The 16,631-nt window shown below is 70.2% G+C and carries 12 protein-coding genes; 8 read left to right on the top strand and 4 right to left on the bottom strand.

Annotation, left to right across the window (positions count from 1 at the left end):
• Nucleotides 1-76 precede the first annotated feature (76 nt).
• Complete coding sequence (locus AC3A46_RS06465; protein WP_487664381.1) at nucleotides 77-1,087, bottom strand: glycerophosphodiester phosphodiesterase family protein; 1,011 nt, start codon at nucleotides 1,085-1,087, stop codon at nucleotides 77-79.
• A gap of 155 nt (nucleotides 1,088-1,242) precedes the next feature.
• Here AC3A46_RS06465 and AC3A46_RS06460 point away from each other — a divergent pair, with 155 nt between their 5' ends.
• The 7 genes from AC3A46_RS06460 (at nucleotide 1,243) to AC3A46_RS06430 (ending at nucleotide 10,368) form a co-directional block, all read left to right on the top strand.
• Nucleotides 1,243-2,166, top strand: a complete 924-nt coding sequence (locus AC3A46_RS06460; protein ID WP_487664380.1) for a Bax inhibitor-1/YccA family protein — start codon at nucleotides 1,243-1,245, stop codon at nucleotides 2,164-2,166.
• 110 nt (nucleotides 2,167-2,276) lie between these two features.
• Nucleotides 2,277-3,494 (top strand): ROK family transcriptional regulator, encoded by a 1,218-nt coding sequence (locus tag AC3A46_RS06455; RefSeq protein WP_487664379.1) that lies wholly within the window; start codon nucleotides 2,277-2,279, stop codon nucleotides 3,492-3,494.
• Between the two features lie 107 nt (nucleotides 3,495-3,601).
• On the top strand, nucleotides 3,602-4,954 hold the full coding sequence (locus AC3A46_RS06450; RefSeq protein ID WP_487664378.1) for an extracellular solute-binding protein: 1,353 nt from the start codon (nucleotides 3,602-3,604) through the stop codon (nucleotides 4,952-4,954).
• A gap of 7 nt (nucleotides 4,955-4,961) precedes the next feature.
• Nucleotides 4,962-5,897, top strand: coding sequence for a carbohydrate ABC transporter permease (locus AC3A46_RS06445; RefSeq protein ID WP_487664377.1), 936 nt, complete (start codon nucleotides 4,962-4,964; stop codon nucleotides 5,895-5,897).
• Between the two features lies 1 nt (nucleotide 5,898).
• Complete coding sequence (locus AC3A46_RS06440) at nucleotides 5,899-6,795, top strand: carbohydrate ABC transporter permease (protein WP_487664376.1); 897 nt, start codon at nucleotides 5,899-5,901, stop codon at nucleotides 6,793-6,795.
• A gap of 25 nt (nucleotides 6,796-6,820) precedes the next feature.
• Nucleotides 6,821-9,856 carry an alpha-mannosidase gene (locus tag AC3A46_RS06435; RefSeq protein WP_487664375.1) on the top strand — a complete coding sequence of 1,012 codons (3,036 nt, stop codon included), beginning with the start codon at nucleotides 6,821-6,823 and terminating at the stop codon, nucleotides 9,854-9,856.
• A gap of 92 nt (nucleotides 9,857-9,948) precedes the next feature.
• The gene (locus AC3A46_RS06430; RefSeq protein ID WP_487664374.1) at nucleotides 9,949-10,368 is read left to right on the top strand and encodes a hypothetical protein; all 420 of its coding nucleotides are present in this window, start codon (nucleotides 9,949-9,951) and stop codon (nucleotides 10,366-10,368) included.
• Nucleotides 10,369-10,485: 117 nt separating this feature from the next.
• Here the strand turns inward: AC3A46_RS06430 and AC3A46_RS06425 are convergent, their stop codons facing one another.
• The gene (locus tag AC3A46_RS06425; RefSeq protein WP_487664373.1) at nucleotides 10,486-13,611 is read right to left on the bottom strand and encodes a S8 family peptidase; all 3,126 of its coding nucleotides are present in this window, start codon (nucleotides 13,609-13,611) and stop codon (nucleotides 10,486-10,488) included.
• Nucleotides 13,612-13,874: 263 nt separating this feature from the next.
• Between AC3A46_RS06425 and ligD the strand changes: the two genes are divergently transcribed.
• Nucleotides 13,875-15,122 (top strand): non-homologous end-joining DNA ligase, encoded by a 1,248-nt coding sequence (gene ligD, locus AC3A46_RS06420; protein WP_487664372.1) that lies wholly within the window; start codon nucleotides 13,875-13,877, stop codon nucleotides 15,120-15,122.
• A 51-nt stretch (nucleotides 15,123-15,173) separates the two neighbouring features.
• On the opposite strand, the gene AC3A46_RS06415 is transcribed toward ligD, so the two are convergent.
• Both AC3A46_RS06415 and AC3A46_RS06410 read right to left on the bottom strand, forming a co-directional pair.
• On the bottom strand, nucleotides 15,174-16,526 hold the full coding sequence (locus AC3A46_RS06415) for a glycosyltransferase (protein ID WP_487664371.1): 1,353 nt from the start codon (nucleotides 16,524-16,526) through the stop codon (nucleotides 15,174-15,176).
• A 43-nt stretch (nucleotides 16,527-16,569) separates the two neighbouring features.
• Nucleotides 16,570-16,631, bottom strand: a 62-nt coding sequence (locus AC3A46_RS06410; RefSeq protein ID WP_487664499.1) for a GMP synthase (glutamine-hydrolyzing), incomplete at its 5' end; no start/stop codon positions are given.

Raw genomic sequence — 16,631 nt, 5'->3', positions numbered from 1 at the left:
TCAAGTCGCGCGGCATCCCGTCGACGAGCCCGCGAGTCGTCCCGCACGATCCCACCCTCGCGCCGCGGCGACGAGCTCAGGCGCGGAAGAACTCCACGCCGAGGTCGGGGTGGTCGACGAAGACGCCGTCGACGCCGGCCTCGCGGATGACCGCCCACTCGGACTCCCATTCGCCGAACGCGGCCGGGCCGCCGCGCGTGCGGAACTGTCCGATCAGGAACCGGTTCTCGGGACGGCACGTCCACGTGAACACGCGCAGCCCGCGGTCGTGCGCGTCGGCGACCACGCCCGACGGGCCGGCGGTGCGCCCGAGCCGGTCGGGGCGGAGGATGGTGCGCTTGTCGACGCTGATCCCGTCCACGCGCCCGACGAGCCCGTCGAGCCCCTCGGGTGCGGCGGTCTGCCGGTACGTCAGCGACGCCTTGCCGTGTGCGCTGAAGAGGTCGAACGGACGCCCCGCGTCCTCGAGCAGATACACGTACGACCCGCGGATGCCGCGTTCCTGAAGCGCGAACAGCACGGTCGACTCGAACGACTCGATGGTGAGCGGCAGCGCGCCCGACGCCCAGCCCGCCTCGCGGAGCTCGGCGTCGACGAGCGCCGCGACATCCCACCCGATCGACGCGAAGTACGTCGCGTGCTTGATCTCGAGCACGACGCCGATCTCGCGGCCGAACTCGAGCGAGGCGTCGCGCGCCGCGTCGAGCACGTCACGCAGCCGCAGCACCGGCTGCTCGTCGTCGAAGCTCGCGCTCGTGGGCCGCACGTCCGCGATCCGTTCGCGGCATCGCAGCGTCGACAGCTCGTCCCACGTGAAGTCCTCGGTGAACCAGCCGGTCAGCTCGGCGCCGTCCACGTACTTCGTCGCGTGACGGTCCGCGAACTCGGGGCGGGCCGCCACGTCGGTCGTCCCCGAGATCTCGTTCTCGTGGCGCACGACGAGCACACCGTCCTTCGACACCACGACGTCGGGCTCGACCGCGTCGACGCCCATCTGGAAGGCCAGCGCGTACGACGAGCGCGAGTGCTCGGGCCGGTAGCCGGGCGCACCGCGGTGTCCGATCACGAGGGGATGACGACGGGGCACCGTTTCAGCGTAACCAGGAGCGCCCGAGACGCCCGGGGGCATGGGACCGTTCATAGTCCTCTCACAGCACGAACCCGTGCCCGGTCACGGCCCGTCGGATAGTGTTGATCAACAGCATCGTGCTGGGATTCCCTTGACATTGGAGTGTGAGAGCAGTGGCCCTCAACAACCCCGCGTTCAACAACCCGGCCTTCCAGGACCCGAAGGCCGTTCAGACCTACCCCGGCGGTTCGCAGGCGGCGAACCTGGGCGGGCAGTCGCAGTTCGCGACGGCGCAGCGCGCCGGAACGGATGCTGCGGCCCAGGCGCAGCTCGAAGGCATGTACGCGGCACCGTCCGCAGGTGCCGTCGAGACGGGCCGCATGTCGTACGAAGACACCATCTGGAAGACCGTCGGCCTCTTCGCGATCCTCCTCGTCACCGCGGCCGTCGGCTGGGTGTGGACGATGGCGGGCGTGACGCCGGCGAACCCCGACCCGTCGATCCTCCCCTGGATGATCGGTGCGCTCGGCGGCTTCGTTCTCTCGCTCGCGGTGATCTTCACGTCGCGCAAGAAGATCCGCCCGGGACTGATCTTCGGCTACGCCGCCTTCGAGGGTCTCTTCGTCGGCGCGATCTCGGCCTTCTTCGAGTTCCTGTGGCCCGGCATCGTCGTGCAGGCGACGCTCGCCACCTTCGCCGTCGTCGGCGTCACCCTCGCCCTGTTCGCCAGCGGGAAGATCCGCGCGTCGAAGCGGGCCACCAAGGTCTTCATGATCGCGATGATCGGCTACCTGGTGTTCTCGCTGATCAACATCTTCCTGATGCTCTTCAACGTGCCGATCGCCGGTGGCGCGTTCGGCATGCTGAGCAACGAGAGCCCGCTCTTCGGTATCCCGTGGGGTGTCCTCATCGGCGTCTTCGTCGTCATCATGGCGGCCTACTCGCTCGTGCTCGACTTCGACCAGATCCAGCAGGGCGTGCGCAACGGCGCTCCCCGCCAGTTCGGCTGGCTCGGCGCGTTCGGCATCATGGTGACCGTCGTCTGGCTGTACCTCGAGATCCTGCGCATCCTCGCGATCGCGCGCGGCAACAACTGACGCCCCGCGCTTCGCTTCGGTTCGAAGAGGCCGCCCGGATCTCCCGGGCGGCCTCTTCGCGTTCCCGGGCCTCCTGCGGGTAACCTGCGCTGAGACAGGGGGGAGGAGCGATGAAGCGCGGATCGAACATGCCCGCGGTGGGTACCTACAACCAGACCCTCGTGCTCGACCTGATCCGGCGCTCGCCCTCCGGGCTCAGCCGCATCGAGCTCGCGGCGCGCACCGGGCTGTCGGCGCAGACCCTGGGCAACGTCGCCCGCCGGCTCGCCGGCGAAGGGTTCGTCGTCGAAGGCGACCCGGTCGTGGCGGGCCGCGGAAAGCCCCGCACGCCGCTGCAGCTCAACCGGACGGCGCGGTATGCCGTCGGCATCCATCTCGATCCCTCCGTCGACACGTTCGTCGTCGTCGATCTCTCGGGCGGCGTCGTCGCCCACATGGAGCGACCGCCTGCCGCCGATACCGAGTCCGACGCGCTGATCGCTGCGCTGGCCCGCGACTCGAACGCTCTGCTGCAGTCTGCCGAGGTGCCTCTCGATCGCGTGCTGGGCATCGGCGTCGCCGCCCCGGGGCCGATCGACCACGATGCCGGGACCGTGCTGACGCCGCCGCTGCTGCCGAGCTGGCACCACACACGCCTGCGCCAGCTGCTCGCCCGGGCCACCGACTATCCGGTGGTCGTCGAGAAGGACGTCGTGGCGGCCATGGTCGGCGAGCTTTGGGCCGACGCGGACCATGCGCTCGATGACGCCGCGCTCGTGTACTACGGCGCAGGGATCGGCCTCGGCATGGCCGTCGACGGCGAGGCCGTACGGGGCCGGACCGGCAACGCGGGCGATATCGGCCACCTGCTCATGGGAACCGACGGGCCAGAGTGCCCCTGTGGCCGGCGTGGATGTCTCGGCGTCTCAGTCGCGCCGGAGCGCCTGCTGTTCGACGCCGGCGTCACCTCCTCGCCCGTGGTCGCGCCGACCGCGGTGTGGGGTGCGATCGACGACTTGCGCGCCCGCATCGCGGACGGCGATCGCCGGGCGCTCGAAGTGCGAGATCGGACCGCGAGCATCTTCGCCAGGGCGATCGTGCTGCTGAACAACATCCTGGACGCGGGAACCTTCGTGATCGGAGGACCGGTGTGGAGCAGGCTCGGCGACGCACTCCGTCCCGGAATCGAGACCGCGCTCCCCGCCGTGCCGCAGATCGCCACCACGCGGCCGCTCGTGCTGCGTGAGGCGGGACTCGGGACCGACCTGGCCGCCGCGGGTGCGGCATCCCTCGTCCTCGACGGCGCGTTCACCGCCCGCGCGTCGGACCTCATGATCGCTCGCTCCTGAAGACGACCTCTCGGCGCGGGGTCGACCCTTGACACATTTATTAAATATGTTTGACTAACACCTGCGCGAGGTCTGCGCATCCCTCAAGAGTGAGCAAAGGAGCTTTCATGAAGAGATCGGCCATCGGGCTCGGCGTCCTTGCGATCGGCAGCCTGACCATCGGGCTGACCGGCTGCGCGGGCGGCGACGCAGGCGCCGGCGGCGACACGCTGCGCATCGCCTACCAGAAGACCGCGTCGTTCACGGCGATGGACGAGCTGATGCAGACGGTCAAGGCCGAGTACGAGGAGGAGTACCCCGATCGCAAGGTCGAGCTCGTTCCGATCGAGGCCGAGCAGGACCAGTACTTCACCAAGCTGGCGCTGATGAACGGCTCAGCCGACACCGCGCCCGACGTGATCTACGAGGACACGTTCCAGATCCGCTCCGACGCCGCCGCCGGCTACCTGCAGCCCATCGACGACTACCTCGCCGACTGGGACGACTGGAGCCTGTATGACGACGGCGCCAAGCAGGCCGGCCTCGGCGACGACGGCAAGACGTACGGCGTCTCCCTCGGCACCGACACACGCGGCATCTATTTCAACAAGGAGCTGATCGCGGCCGCGGGGCTGCCCGCCGACTGGCAGCCCGAGTCGTGGGAGGACATCCTCGACGCGGCGCGCGCGGTGAAGAAGGCAAGCCCCGACGTCATCCCGCTGAACATCTACGCCGGAAAGGCGCAGGGCGAGGCCACGTCGATGCAGGGCTTCGAGATGCTGCTGTACGGCACCGACGACGAACTGATGGACACGTCGTCGAACAAGTGGGTCACCGGTTCCGCCGGGTTCCTGGACGCGCTCACGTTCTACCAGACCGCGTTCGAAGAGGGCCTCGGGCCCGACCCGGCTGACGCGCTGGACGCGGCGTGGGGCTCGAAGGTGCAGAACGAGCTGCTCCCCCAGGGCAAGCTCGCGATCGCGATCGACGGCTCGTGGCTGCCGAGCGGTTGGATCTCCGGCGACAACGAATGGCCGGAGTGGAACGACACCCTCGGCCTCGCTGCGATGCCCACCCAGGATGGCGACGGCGACGGGTTCGTCTCGATGTCGGGCGGCTGGACTCTGGCCGTCGGCGCGCACGCGTCCGACCCGCAGGCCGCGTTCGACTTCATCGCCCAGGCCCTGACGCCCGAGAACGCCCTCACCTACCACCAGGAGGCCGGGCAGATCGCGGTGCGCTCCGATGTGGCCTCCGACCAGGCGTACCTCGACTACAACGCGTCGTTCGAGTTCTTCTCGTCTCTCGTGGCCTACACGCACTTCCGCCCCGCCACGCCGGACTACTCGCAGATCTCGTCGAACATCCCCGTCGCGACCGAGTCCGTCATCACCGGGCAGGCCTCGCCGGAGGAAGCGCAGAAGACGTACGACGAGTCGCTCGTGGGCATCGTCGGCGACGAGAACACGCAGGCCGGCTGATCGCACGATGACCACCGTCACCGCCGACGGTCTGGCGCGCCGCGACCGGGGATCCGCTCCCCGGTCGTGGCGCCGCCCCGGCCGCTCGCTCTCACGACTCCTGCCGCTCGTTCCGTCCGTGCTCATGCTGGCCGCGTTCATGCTCGGGCCGATCATCTACTCGCTGTACGGATCCCTCACCGACCGCGCCCTGACCGGCCCGCGCGCGGCGAACCCGCAGTTCATCGGACTGGGCAACTACGTCGAGCTGTTCGGCTCGGCCGAGTTCTGGAACTCGTTCGTGCTCACCGTGGTCTTCGTGCTCGCGTCGGCCGTCATCGGCCAGAACGTGCTCGGAATGCTGCTCGCAGTGCTCGTGCGCAGTTCGGTCAAACCTCTGAAGTCCCTCGTGAGCGGCGTCGTCGTCCTCGCCTGGGTGCTGCCCGAGATCGTGGCGGCCTTCGCGATGTACGCCTTCTTCGCCAAGGACGGCACGCTCAACGTCGCACTCGGCTGGTTCGGGCTCGAGAACACCGCGTGGCTCTTCTACTTCCCGATGCTGTCGGTGATCCTCGCGAACATCTGGCGCGGGACCGCCTTCTCGATGATGGTCTACAACGCCGCGCTCGCGGAGGTGCCACCCGATCTCATGGAGGCGGCCACCATCGACGGCGCCACCGCATGGCAGCGGTTCACTCGCGTCACCCTGCCCGTGATCCGCCGCTCGATCTCGACCAACCTGCTGCTCACCACGCTGCAGACGCTGGGCGTGTTCACCCTCATCTGGGTCATGACCGGAGGCGGCCCGGGCTCGTCGTCCGCGACCCTGCCGGTGCTCGCCTACCAGGAGGCGTTCAAGTTCGCACAGGTCGGCTACGGCACCGCGATCGCCACTGTGACTCTTCTCATCGGCGCGGTGTTCTCGATCATCTACATCCGCGCTCTCAAGCCGGAGGTCGACTGACATGGCCACGCAGATCGCTACCCAGACCGAGACCCGCACCATCGTCACCGGGCGCCGCTCGCTGAGCGTGTCGGCCCCGCGCAAGCGGACGCACACGGCGACCGCATCCATCCTTCTCGCTCTCATCGGGCTGCTGTTCCTCGTCCCGCTGCTGTGGGTCGTGTTCGCCTCGTTCGACGGCGACGCAACGGTGTCGATGCGTCTGCCGGAGACGTGGACGCTCGCCAACTACACCGAGATCATGACGTGGGAGCTCGCGTGGCAGCCGCTGCTCAACTCCATCGTGATCTCGCTCGGCACAGCACTCATCACCGTCATGCTGGCACTGCTGGCCGCATACCCGCTGTCGCGCTACAACGCCCGGTACCAGAAGCCGTTCATGTACGCGATCCTGTTCGGCACCGGGCTGCCGCTGACCGCCATGATGGTGCCCGTCTACGCCCTCTTCGTGTCGTTCGGGCTTCTCGACTCGACGTGGGGCGTGATCCTCTTCATGGCGGCGACGTCACTGCCGATGGCCATCTGGATGCTGAAGAACTTCATGGACTCGGTGCCCATCTCGCTCGAAGAAGCGGCGTGGGTCGACGGTGCGGGATCCATGCAGGCGCTTGCGCGCATCGTCGTGCCTCTCATGCGGCCCGGCATCGGCGTGGTGTTCATCTTCGTGTTCACGGGTGCGTGGGGCAACTTCTTCGTCCCGTTCGTGCTGCTGTTCACGTCGAGCAAGTTCCCCGCGGCCGTCTCGATCTTCAACTTCTTCGGGCAGTACGGCACCGTCGCCTACGGTCAGCTCGCCGCCTACTCGGTGCTCTACGCGGCGCCGATGGTGGTGCTGTACGTCATCGTCCAGAAGCTCTCCGGTGCGTCGTTCGCACTCGCCGGTTCCGTCAAGGGCTGACGCCCGCTCATCCGAAAGCACAGGTATGCACGACCGTTCCTCTCTCGCCGTTCTTCGCGTCGATCGCTTCGTCGCCGAGCGTCTCCGGCCGAACCTCTACTGCGCGTCGACTCCCCTGCAAGCGACTCGGTGGGATGCCCCCGGCGAGCCCGTCCCGTTCGACACCGCCGCGGCGGCCGAGTACTCCCCCATCGCCGCCGGCGAGTCGTGGGGCCGCCCCTGGGGCACGACGTGGTTCCGCGTGCAGGGTGTCGTGCCGGCGGAATGGCGCAAGGCTGACGGCACCCTGCCGGCGCGCACGCGCCCCGAGCTCGTCGTCGATCTCGGTTTCACTGCGGGCCAGCCCGGCTTCCAGTGCGAAGCCATGGTGTGGAGCACCGCGGGACACCCGCTGCGAGGCATCGCGCCGCTCAACAACTCGGTCTCCGAGGCCGTGAGCGAGGCAGGCGAGGTGGACGTGTACATCGAGGCGGCGTCCAACCCCGACGTCGGCAGCCTCTTCGTCTTCGCCCCGACGCCCGTCGGAGACCCCGCCACGGCGGGCGAGGACCCGATCTACACACTGCGGCAGCTCGAGCTGCGGCTGCGCGACCTGGAGGTCGCTGACCTGCTGGCCGACACGCTCGCGCTGCAGGGCCTCGCCGTCGAGCTGGACGAAGGGTCGCCGCGGCGAGCCGACATCCTCGTCGCGCTGGAGCGGATGATCGACGCCGTCGATCCCGACGACGTCGCCGCAACGGCGGCCGACGGCCGGGCCGTGCTGGCGCCCGTGCTCGCGAGCCCCGCGTCGGCCTCGGCGCACACGCTGCACGCGGTGGGTCACGCGCACATCGACTCGGCCTGGTTGTGGCCGGTGCGCGAGACGGTCCGCAAGGTCTCGCGCACGTTCTCGAATGTGCTGTCGCTGATGGACGAAGACCCCGATTTCGTCTTCGTCGCCTCCAGCGCCCAGCAGTACGCCTGGATCAAGGAGGTCTACCCCGACCTCTTCGAGCGCATCCGCGCCCGCGTCACGGAGGGCCGATTCATCCCGGTCGGCAGCATGTGGGTCGAGTCCGACACCAACATGCCGGGCTCCGAGGCGATGGCCCGGCAGTTCGTCGCGGGCAAGTCCTTCTTCCTGCGCGAGTTCGGCCTCGATACCCCCGAGGTGTGGCTGCCCGACTCGTTCGGGTATTCGGGCGCGCTCCCGCAGATCGCGAAGGCCGCAGGTGCTCGCTGGTTCCTGACGCAGAAGACCTCGTGGAACGAGACGAACCGGATGCCGCACCACACGTTCCAGTGGGAGGGCATCGACGGCACGCGCCTGTTCACGCACTTCCCCCCGGTCGACACGTACAACTCGCGCGTCACGGCGGCCGAACTCGCCCACGCGGAACGCAACTTCGCCGACAAGGGGCACGGGACCGTGTCGCTCCTGCCCTACGGGTACGGCGACGGCGGTGGTGGCCCCACCCGTGAGATGACGGCCGCAATCGCCCGCACCGGGTCGCTGGAGGGGTCGCCGCGCGTCGTGCACAGCACGCCGCGCCGCTTCTTCGAGACCGCCGAGGCCGAGTACCCCGACCCCGAGGTGTGGTCGGGCGAGATGTACCTCGAGTTCCACCGCGGCACCTACACCAGCCAACTGCGCACCAAGCAAGGTAATCGCCGCAGCGAGCACCTCCTGCGCGAGGCCGAGCTCTGGGCGACGACGGCGAGCGTGCGGTGCGGCATCCCGTACCCGTCCGAGCGGCTGCAGCGCGCGTGGGAGACGGTGCTGCTCCAGCAGTTCCACGACATCCTGCCCGGCTCGTCGATCGCCTGGGTGTATCACGACGCCGAGCGCAACTACGCGTGGGTCGCGCGCGAGCTCGAAGAGATCATCGCCGACAGCCTGCGCGCCCTGGCCGGCGAGGGCACGCACACGCTCGTCGCCAACGCCGCACCGCATGTGCGCGACGGCGTGGTGTCGCTGGGCGCCGGGCCGGAGACCGCCGCCGTCGAGGTGACGCCGGTGGCGGAGGGCAGCGGATGGGTCCTCGACAACGGGACCGTGCGCGCGACCGTCGACGAGCGCGGGCTCGTCGTCTCGGCCGTCGACCTCGCGACGGGCCGCGAAGTCGTGCCGCCCGGGCGCGCCGCAGGCCTGCTGCAGCTGCACCGCGACACCCCGACGCAGTGGGACGCGTGGGACGTGGACGTGCACTATCGCAGGACCGTGCGCGACCTCACCGAGGTCGCCTCGATCGGGGTGGACGGCGCGGCCGTCGTCGTCCAGCGGCGCTTCGGCGACTCGACGGTGACCCAGCGCATCAGCCTCGCCGAGGGCTCCCGTGTGGTCTCTTTCGCGTTCGAGCTCGACTGGCACGAGAAGCAGAAGCTGCTGAAGCTCGCCTTCCCGCTGGACCTCCACGCCGACCGAGCCGCCTCCGAGGTCCAGTTCGGTCATGTCGAGCGTCCGACGCACACGAACACGTCGTGGGATGCCGCGCGCTTCGAGACCGTCGCGCACCGGTGGATCCGCGTCGCCGAGCCGGACTTCGGCGTCGCGATCGTGAACGACTCCACGTACGGGCACGACATCACCCGTGAGCAGCGCGACGAGCGCGGCGGCACGATCACGATCGCGCGCCTGTCGCTCATCCGCGCGGCACTGTTCCCCGACCCGATGCAGGACCAGGGCCGCCATCAGCTGCGCGTCGGCCTCGTGGTGGGCGCCGACGTCACCGACGCGATCGCCGAAGGGTACCGCTTCAATCTGGCGCCGCGGCGGGTCGCGCGCACCGAGGCCGAAGCCATCGAGCCCCTCATCGCGATCGACCGTCCGGGCGTCATCGTCGAGGCTGTGAAGCTCGCCGAGGACGGCAGCGGCGACGTCGTGGTGCGCCTGTACGAGGCGCTGGGCGCGCGCGCGCACGCAACGCTCACGGCCGGGTTCGCGGTCGAGGACGTGCGGCAGGTCGACCTGCTGGAGCGGGAGGTGCCGGCAGACGCAGTGGCCGTCGAGGACCATGCGGTGCGCCTCGACCTGCGCCCGTTCCAGATCGTGACGCTGAGGTTCGCCCGCCTCGACAGCTGACGCGCCGCGCCCAGAACGGCCGCCCGGCGCTCCGGGCGGCCGTTCTGTTCTGCCGGCACGGCGCTTAGGCTGAACACGATTCGAGGAGTGGCATGGCTCGACGACTCGCGGCGGTGGGCGCTGTGGTGCTGCTCTGCCTCACCGGATGCACGGGAGCGCCCATGACCGAGACGACTCCGTCCTCACCGCAGTCCTCCTCGGCATCGGCCGAGCCGCCGCTGGTCCCGACACCGCGGGGGCCGATCGAGCCGACCGGCGAGGCGGTGCAGGTCCCACCCGCCCGCTGGGACGCGATCGTCGCCGACCTCGCCGCGCGCGGCGTCACCGGCCCACCCGAACTCGTCTCGGCCCACGCCGTCACGTGGAACAACGGAGCCCTCGGCTGCCCGTCCCCGGGCGTCTCCTACACGCAGGCGATCGTCGACGGCATGCGGGTCGTCGTCGAGGTCGACGGCACGACCTACGACTACCGGTTCGGTACGACCGACTCGCCCAGACTCTGCACCCGCTGAACCGGAAGCGGATGCTGCCGCCGGGGGCGGCAGCATCCGTCTCCGTCCGTGCCGACGAAGTGGCGCCCCGCCCTGCGACGGGACGCCACCTCTGTCGGTTGCGCGGTGCGCGGTGCGCTACTTGGCCTTGACCAGGATCGCCTCGCCCGCACCGGCCGGGTTGTCCAGCACGACGACCATCACCCCCCGCGGCTTCTGCTCGGTGAACGCCTCGGCGTCCACCGCGACGGGCACCGGGATGGTGCCGCCGACCGGGACCGATGCCGACTGGCTGTTGCCGAGCGCCGGGGTGAACGGGTTGCAGGTCGCGACGCCGTCCATGACGTCCGAGCCGTCGTTCACGAGCGACGACGCCTGCACGGCGTAGTCGAACGTGCCCGCCTCCTCGGTGAGCCCGAGGTCGGCCGCGAACACGGGCAGGAGGATCGTGCTGCTGTCGGTCGGCGCAGAGGCGTTGAAGCCGGTGGCGTACGTGACTTCGGCCTCCACGTCGTAGGCGAAGACCTGTGTGATGCCGTTCACCGAGCCGGCCGTCACCAGACCGCCGTCGGCCGCGAACACGATCCACTCGGGTTCTCCGTCGCGGTCGGTGTCGACGTGCACCTCGTACTGGTTGCTCGCGGCGTTGGACCACCGGTCGTGGGTGTTCAGCGCGAAGACCACCAGCTGGCCGAAGTCCTCGTTGTACAGGAACGAGCGGACGCCCGCCGCGCGGAGGTCGTAGCCGGTGTCGGCGAACGACTTCGGCGCGTCCTTGCCGTCCTCGAGCCCCCACGTGTAGAACGACGCACCCGCGGCGAAGGAGGCCTTCTTGTTGGTGAGCTCTACCGAGACCTCGCCGTCGACCGGCTGCGACTTCTTGGTCACCTTGAGGTCGCCCTGGGCCGAGACATCCGTCGTCGACCGGGGCACCAGCAGGTACGGGACGCGCAGCGTGTCGGCGGCCGACGTGAACACGACGTCGCCCGAGAACTCGGAGAACGCGAAGCCTCCCGCCGCCGAGCTGCCCGCCGCCGCGGTCGCCGCACTGAGCGTGACCGTGACCTTCGCCGATCGGCCGGCGGGCACCGTGACCTGCGCCGGGCTGACGGTGACCGTGGCGGCTTCGGACTGCGCCGAGGCCTGCGCTGTGGCGTCGTAGGTGACCGCCTCGCTGCCGTGGTTCGTCAGCGTGACCGTCTTCGTGCCCTGGAATGCGCCGGCGCTCTCCTGGAATCCGAAGCTCAGCGCCGTCTCGCGCAGCCGCCCGTCGGTGGTCTTGAACGAGTCGCCGGTCGCCGTCACGTTCTGCGCAACCGCCTGGGCGGGGTCGACGAGGCCGACTCCGCCGCGAACGGGGTTCTGACCGGCGACCTCCTCGGGATCGGCCGTCGCCACGAGCACCGACGACACCTCGGCCGCCGACCATGACGGGTGGGCCTGCACGGCCAGCGCCGCGACGCCCGCGACGTGGGGTGCCGCCATCGACGTGCCCGAGAGGGTGGCCGGGCCGCTGCCGGTGCCGACGCCCGTCGAGACGATCGAGACGCCGGGAGCCGCGACGTCGACGCCGAGCGCGCTGTCGCCGCTGCGAGGCCCGCTCGAGCTGAACGACGCGTAGCCGCGGAAGCCCGGGTTGGCGAGCGGTGTCGGAACGACGGTGGCCGGCCGGTCGTCGACGAGCTTCGGCCCGTCGGACGACCGCACGCCCAGGAACGGGATGGTGACGGTGTACTGCTCGCCCGTGTCGGGGTTCTCGGTGATCGTGCCCTCGAACGGCGGGAAGTCGTTGGTCGAGTTGATCATCACGGCTGCCGCCGCGCCGGCCTTCTGGGCGAACACCGCCTTCGCGACCCGCGCGCACGTGCCCCGGGTCGAGACGGCGAGCTGGTTACCGCCCGAGACGACCCCCGCCTTGGTGTACGCAGCGACCGAGCATCCCAGGGCCTCGTTCTCGCCTGAGGTGGTGGGGTCGTCGGTCAGACGCACGACCGTCATCGCGGGAAGACCGCTCAGCACGGCGCCGTTCGCGTTGATCGCGCGGATCGCGACCCCGTCGACGGTGATCGTCGCGCCGGGGAAGCTCTCCGTGCTGTCGACGGCCGCCACGCTGACGACGCCGTTGCCGTTGCCGGCGAGATACGGGCTCGGCCCCTCGTTCCCGGCGGACTTCACGACGACCACTCCGGCGCCGACGGCGTTGGCCGCGGCCACCTCGTCGGCGTCGTCCCCGCGGCCGAACGGCGAGCCGAGCGACATGTTGATGACGTCCATGTCGTTGTCGACCGCCCAGTCGATGGCGGGAACGACCACATCGGTCGAGCCGCCGCAGCCGAAGACCCGGAGGGCGTACACATCGGCCTGCGGCGCGACGCCCGGTCCGATGTCGAAGGTCTGGCCCGGCGTGCTCGCGTCATACGGGCCCGCGTAGGTCTCGCCGTCCGCGACGCCGCTTCCCGCCGTGGTGCCGGCGACATGGCTGCCGTGCCCGTTGCAGTCGAGCGGGTTCGCATCGGGCATGGGGACGGGCTGGTAGTCCTCCGAGTCCGGGTCGGCGTTGTACGTGTCGCCGACGAAGTCCCACCCGCCCTTCACCCGCGGCGCGTCGGGGCCGAACTGCGCCGGATCCGCCGGCTGGGTCTCGGCTGCCCGCGCCGCCGCGTACGCCTCGGTCGTGCCGACGCCCCCGAAGTTGGCGTGGGTGTAGTCGACGCCGGTGTCGATGATCGCGACCTTGATGTTCTCCCCGGTGTAGCCGGTGTCCTGCCAGACGCCCGGCACCCCGAGGAACGGGACCGAGACGGCGTTGTCGAGCGTGTAGGTCTTGACCGGGTGGACGGCGACGACGTTGGGCAGCGCCGCGACGGCGTCGACCTGATCCGCGGGAATGGACACCTGGATGCCGTTGTACGCCGACTGCATCTTGGCCTGGATCCGGCCGCCCTTGTGCTCGATGGTTCCGCCGATGGCGTCCTGCGCGGTCTTCAGCGACTGCTTGATGGCGGCGCGCTCCGACTTCGAGAGGTCGCTGCCCTTCTTGGCCTCGGCGACCGCGGTGGGGTCCCCCGCCATCTCGACGATGACGGTGACGCGTCCGTCGGCGCCGACGCTGTGCGGGCGGAAGGAGGTGCCGACGGGTCCGCGGGCCTCGGACTGCTCGAGCTTCGGTGTGGGGTCGTCTTCCGGTGCCGCGGCCATGGCCGCGGTGGGGGTCGCGATGGCCAGCGCGAGCGCGCCGACCACCGCCAGGGGACGTCGGAACAAGGGAGGTCCTGCCTTCTCGTGTGTGGGGCCGCGAGGGTTGTGAGCGGCACGCTAGGTGGGATTCACCAAAACGTCAACAGGAAACTCCCAGGTTGAGCAGAGAACGCAGTCGCGAGGCCTCCGACTGCTCGAATCGACGCATGCGGCGCGGCCGTCGTCTCTGCTGTCGGATGCGCATCGATCTCACCGCGAGCATCGTCGACGACCTCCGTTCTCACATCGCTCCTCTGGTCGATGTCCAGGGCCGTCGCTAGCCTGGCCGGGTGACGCCCGCGAAGTCGGAAGCCGAGATCCTCGAGATCGCCGGGCACGAGGTGCGCATCTCGAGCCCGACGAAGGTCGTGTTCCCCGAGCCCGGGATCACCAAGCTCGACGTCGTCCGCTACTACCTCGCGGTCGCCGACGGCGCGCTCCGCGGCGCGGGCGGGCGCCCCATGGTGCTCAAGCGCTTCCCGCGGGGCATCGACCAGGAGCCGTTCTTCCAGAAGCGCGTCCCCGAGAATCACCCCGAGTTCATCGACACGGCGACTCTGCAGTACGCGCGCGGCACGTCTGCCGAAGAGGCGGTGATCCGGGATGCTGCGGGCCTCGCGTGGGTCGTCAACCTCGGGTGTCTGGACCTGAACCCGCATCCCGTCCGCGCCGAAGACCTCGACCAGCCCGACGAGCTGCGCATCGACCTCGACCCGATGCCGGGTGTCGACTGGTCGCAGATCGTCGACGTCGCCTTCGTCGCCCGCGAGGTGCTGGACGACGTCGGACTCGTCGGCTGGCCGAAGACCAGCGGCTCGCGCGGCATGCACATCCTCGTCCGCATCGCTGCGCAGTGGGACTACAAGCAGGTGCGCCTGGCCGCCGAGACCCTCGCCCGCGAGGTCGAGAACCGCGCGCCCGGGCTCGCGACCGCCCGATGGTGGAAGGAGGAACGCGGCGAGAGCGTGTTCGTCGACTTCAACCAGAACGCGAAGGACCGCACCGTCGCATCCGCGTACTCGATCCGCCCGCTGCCCGACGCACGCGTCTCCACCCCGCTCGACTGGGACGAGGTGCGCGAGCGGCGTCCGGCCGAGTTCACGGTGCTCACCGTGCCCGGCCGGTACGCCGAGATCGGCGACCCCCACGTCGGCATCGACGACGCGGTCGGCACCCTCGATGGGCTGCTGCGGCTCGCCGAGGAGCTGGGACCGGCTGAGAAGCCGCCGCGCGGCGGCGACGGCTCGGGCCGGCGACAGTCGACGATGCCGCTCATCGAGATCGCGCGGACGAAGACCAAGCCCGAGGCGGTCCAGGCTCTCGACGCGTGGAAAAGCACGCACCCGACCGTGGTGGAGCAGCTGCATCCCGCCGACGTGCTGATCGACGGCATGCGCGGCTCGAGCTCGCTCTGGTACCGCGTGCGCGTCAACCTCCAGCACGTGCCGGAGGCCGAGCGGCCGCCGCAGGAGGACCTTCTCGCCGACTACGACCCGTGGGCGGGCAAGACCTGGCCCGGTCCGCTCCTCGACCGCTGATCCCGTTCGCGTCGCGGCATCCATTCCATTCCCGACGGCGGAGCGCGGCGGCTACCGGACGCGACGCGAGGGACTCTCGACCGCCGCGCGGAGCGCAGCGACCAGCGCCGGACGCACGGCGTCGGGCGCGAACGCAGCGGCGGCGGTCCGTGCGCGGGACGACAGCTCAGCCCTGCGGTCGCCGTCGGTCAGCAGCTCGACGATCGCGTCTGCGAAGGCGTCGACATCGCCCGGCGGCACCACGATGCCGGCGTCGGCGATCGCCTCGCGCGGGCCGTAGCGCGCGTCGAAAGACACCACCGGCAGCCCACGGGCGAGCGCCTCGGCGATCGACAGGCCCTGGCCCTCGAACGCCGTCGACGTGACGAACAGCGCGGCTCGGTCGAAGATCGCGTCGCGATCGGCGGTGGCTCCGTGGAGGGTCACGGATGCTGCGACCCCCAGCTCGTCGATCAGCCCCTGCAGCTCGCCGCGCAGCGGGCCGTCGCCGTAGACGTCGAGCCGCGCCTCGGGCATCGCCTCGGCCACCCGCTGCCAGGCCCGGATCGCGAGGTCGACGCGCTTCTGCGGGGCGAGGCGGTTCAGCATGACGACGCGGTGCGGATCGCGGGACGTCGCATCCGGCGGTGGGGTGCCGAGCTCGATCGTGTTCGGCACGACGTGGAACGTGCCGGGGTCGCCGAACCGCGCGGCCACCTCGTCGCGCTGCGCGGCGGTCGGCCACAGCACCGCGTCGTAGCGGTCGAACGTCGACAGCCACCGCTGCCACATGCCGGTGACAGGGGCGTCGGGGTCGTCGTACGGCTCGGGCAGGTGCGAGTTGTGCACGGTGTGGACGAGCCGCACGCGCGGGTCGTCCCAGTCGACGAGGGCCTCGCCGATCTGGCGCGACTCGAAGATCACCACGAGCAGCCGGTCGGGGTCTGCGGCCGCGGCGCGCCGCTCGTCGGCGAGGTGGGTGAGCCAGGCGGCATAGAGACCGCGGAAGCCCCGCAGCACACGGTCGCCGTCGGGGGCGTGCACGACGAGCGGGGCGTCGGTGAGGTGCCACGTCGGGTTGTCGCGGAACACCGGAAGCGACACGATCTCCGAGCCCGAACCATCCGCGATCACCCGCTGTTCGCCCTCGAACGGGCCGTCCGTGTGCGGCTCGCCGGCGGCGAAGAGCCACGACGGATCCGCGACGATGTCGTCGAAGAGGTTGCGGGCCGAGGCCGTGCTGTCGAGCAGACCGGCGTCGACGAACGCCTGCCGCTGCGCGGCGTGGACCTCGGGCGAGGCCCCGTCGACGCTCAGCTGCAGCGGATCCGGCGCTCCCGCCGACGCGAGCAGGCGCAGTCGCGAGGGGACGGCGACGGCGAACCCGCCGTCGAGCCCCAATGCCACCCGGCTGCCCAGCAGCACGTAGTCAGCCTCGGGCAGCGTGTCTGCAGCATCCGTCAGACGATCACTCCCACTCGATGGTCCCCGGCGGCTTCGAGGTGACGTCGAGGACGACGCGATTGACGT

Source organism: Microbacterium sp. Soil_C_42, from assembly GCF_057656735.1.
This window is presented reverse-complemented; position numbering and strand designations above follow the sequence as displayed.

Bases quoted from the DNA above. Each gene is read 5' to 3' on its own strand.
- AC3A46_RS06435 (WP_487664375.1), top strand. From the start codon at position 6,821: ATGCACGACCGTTCCTCTCTCGCCGTTCTTCGCGTCGATCGCTTCGTC.
- AC3A46_RS06445 (WP_487664377.1), top strand. From the start codon at position 4,962: ATGACCACCGTCACCGCCGACGGTCTGGCGCGCCGCGACCGGGGATCC.
- AC3A46_RS06430 (WP_487664374.1), top strand. From the start codon at position 9,949: ATGGCTCGACGACTCGCGGCGGTGGGCGCTGTGGTGCTGCTCTGCCTC.
- AC3A46_RS06440 (WP_487664376.1), top strand. From the start codon at position 5,899: ATGGCCACGCAGATCGCTACCCAGACCGAGACCCGCACCATCGTCACC.
- AC3A46_RS06455 (WP_487664379.1), top strand. From the start codon at position 2,277: ATGAAGCGCGGATCGAACATGCCCGCGGTGGGTACCTACAACCAGACC.
- AC3A46_RS06450 (WP_487664378.1), top strand. From the start codon at position 3,602: ATGAAGAGATCGGCCATCGGGCTCGGCGTCCTTGCGATCGGCAGCCTG.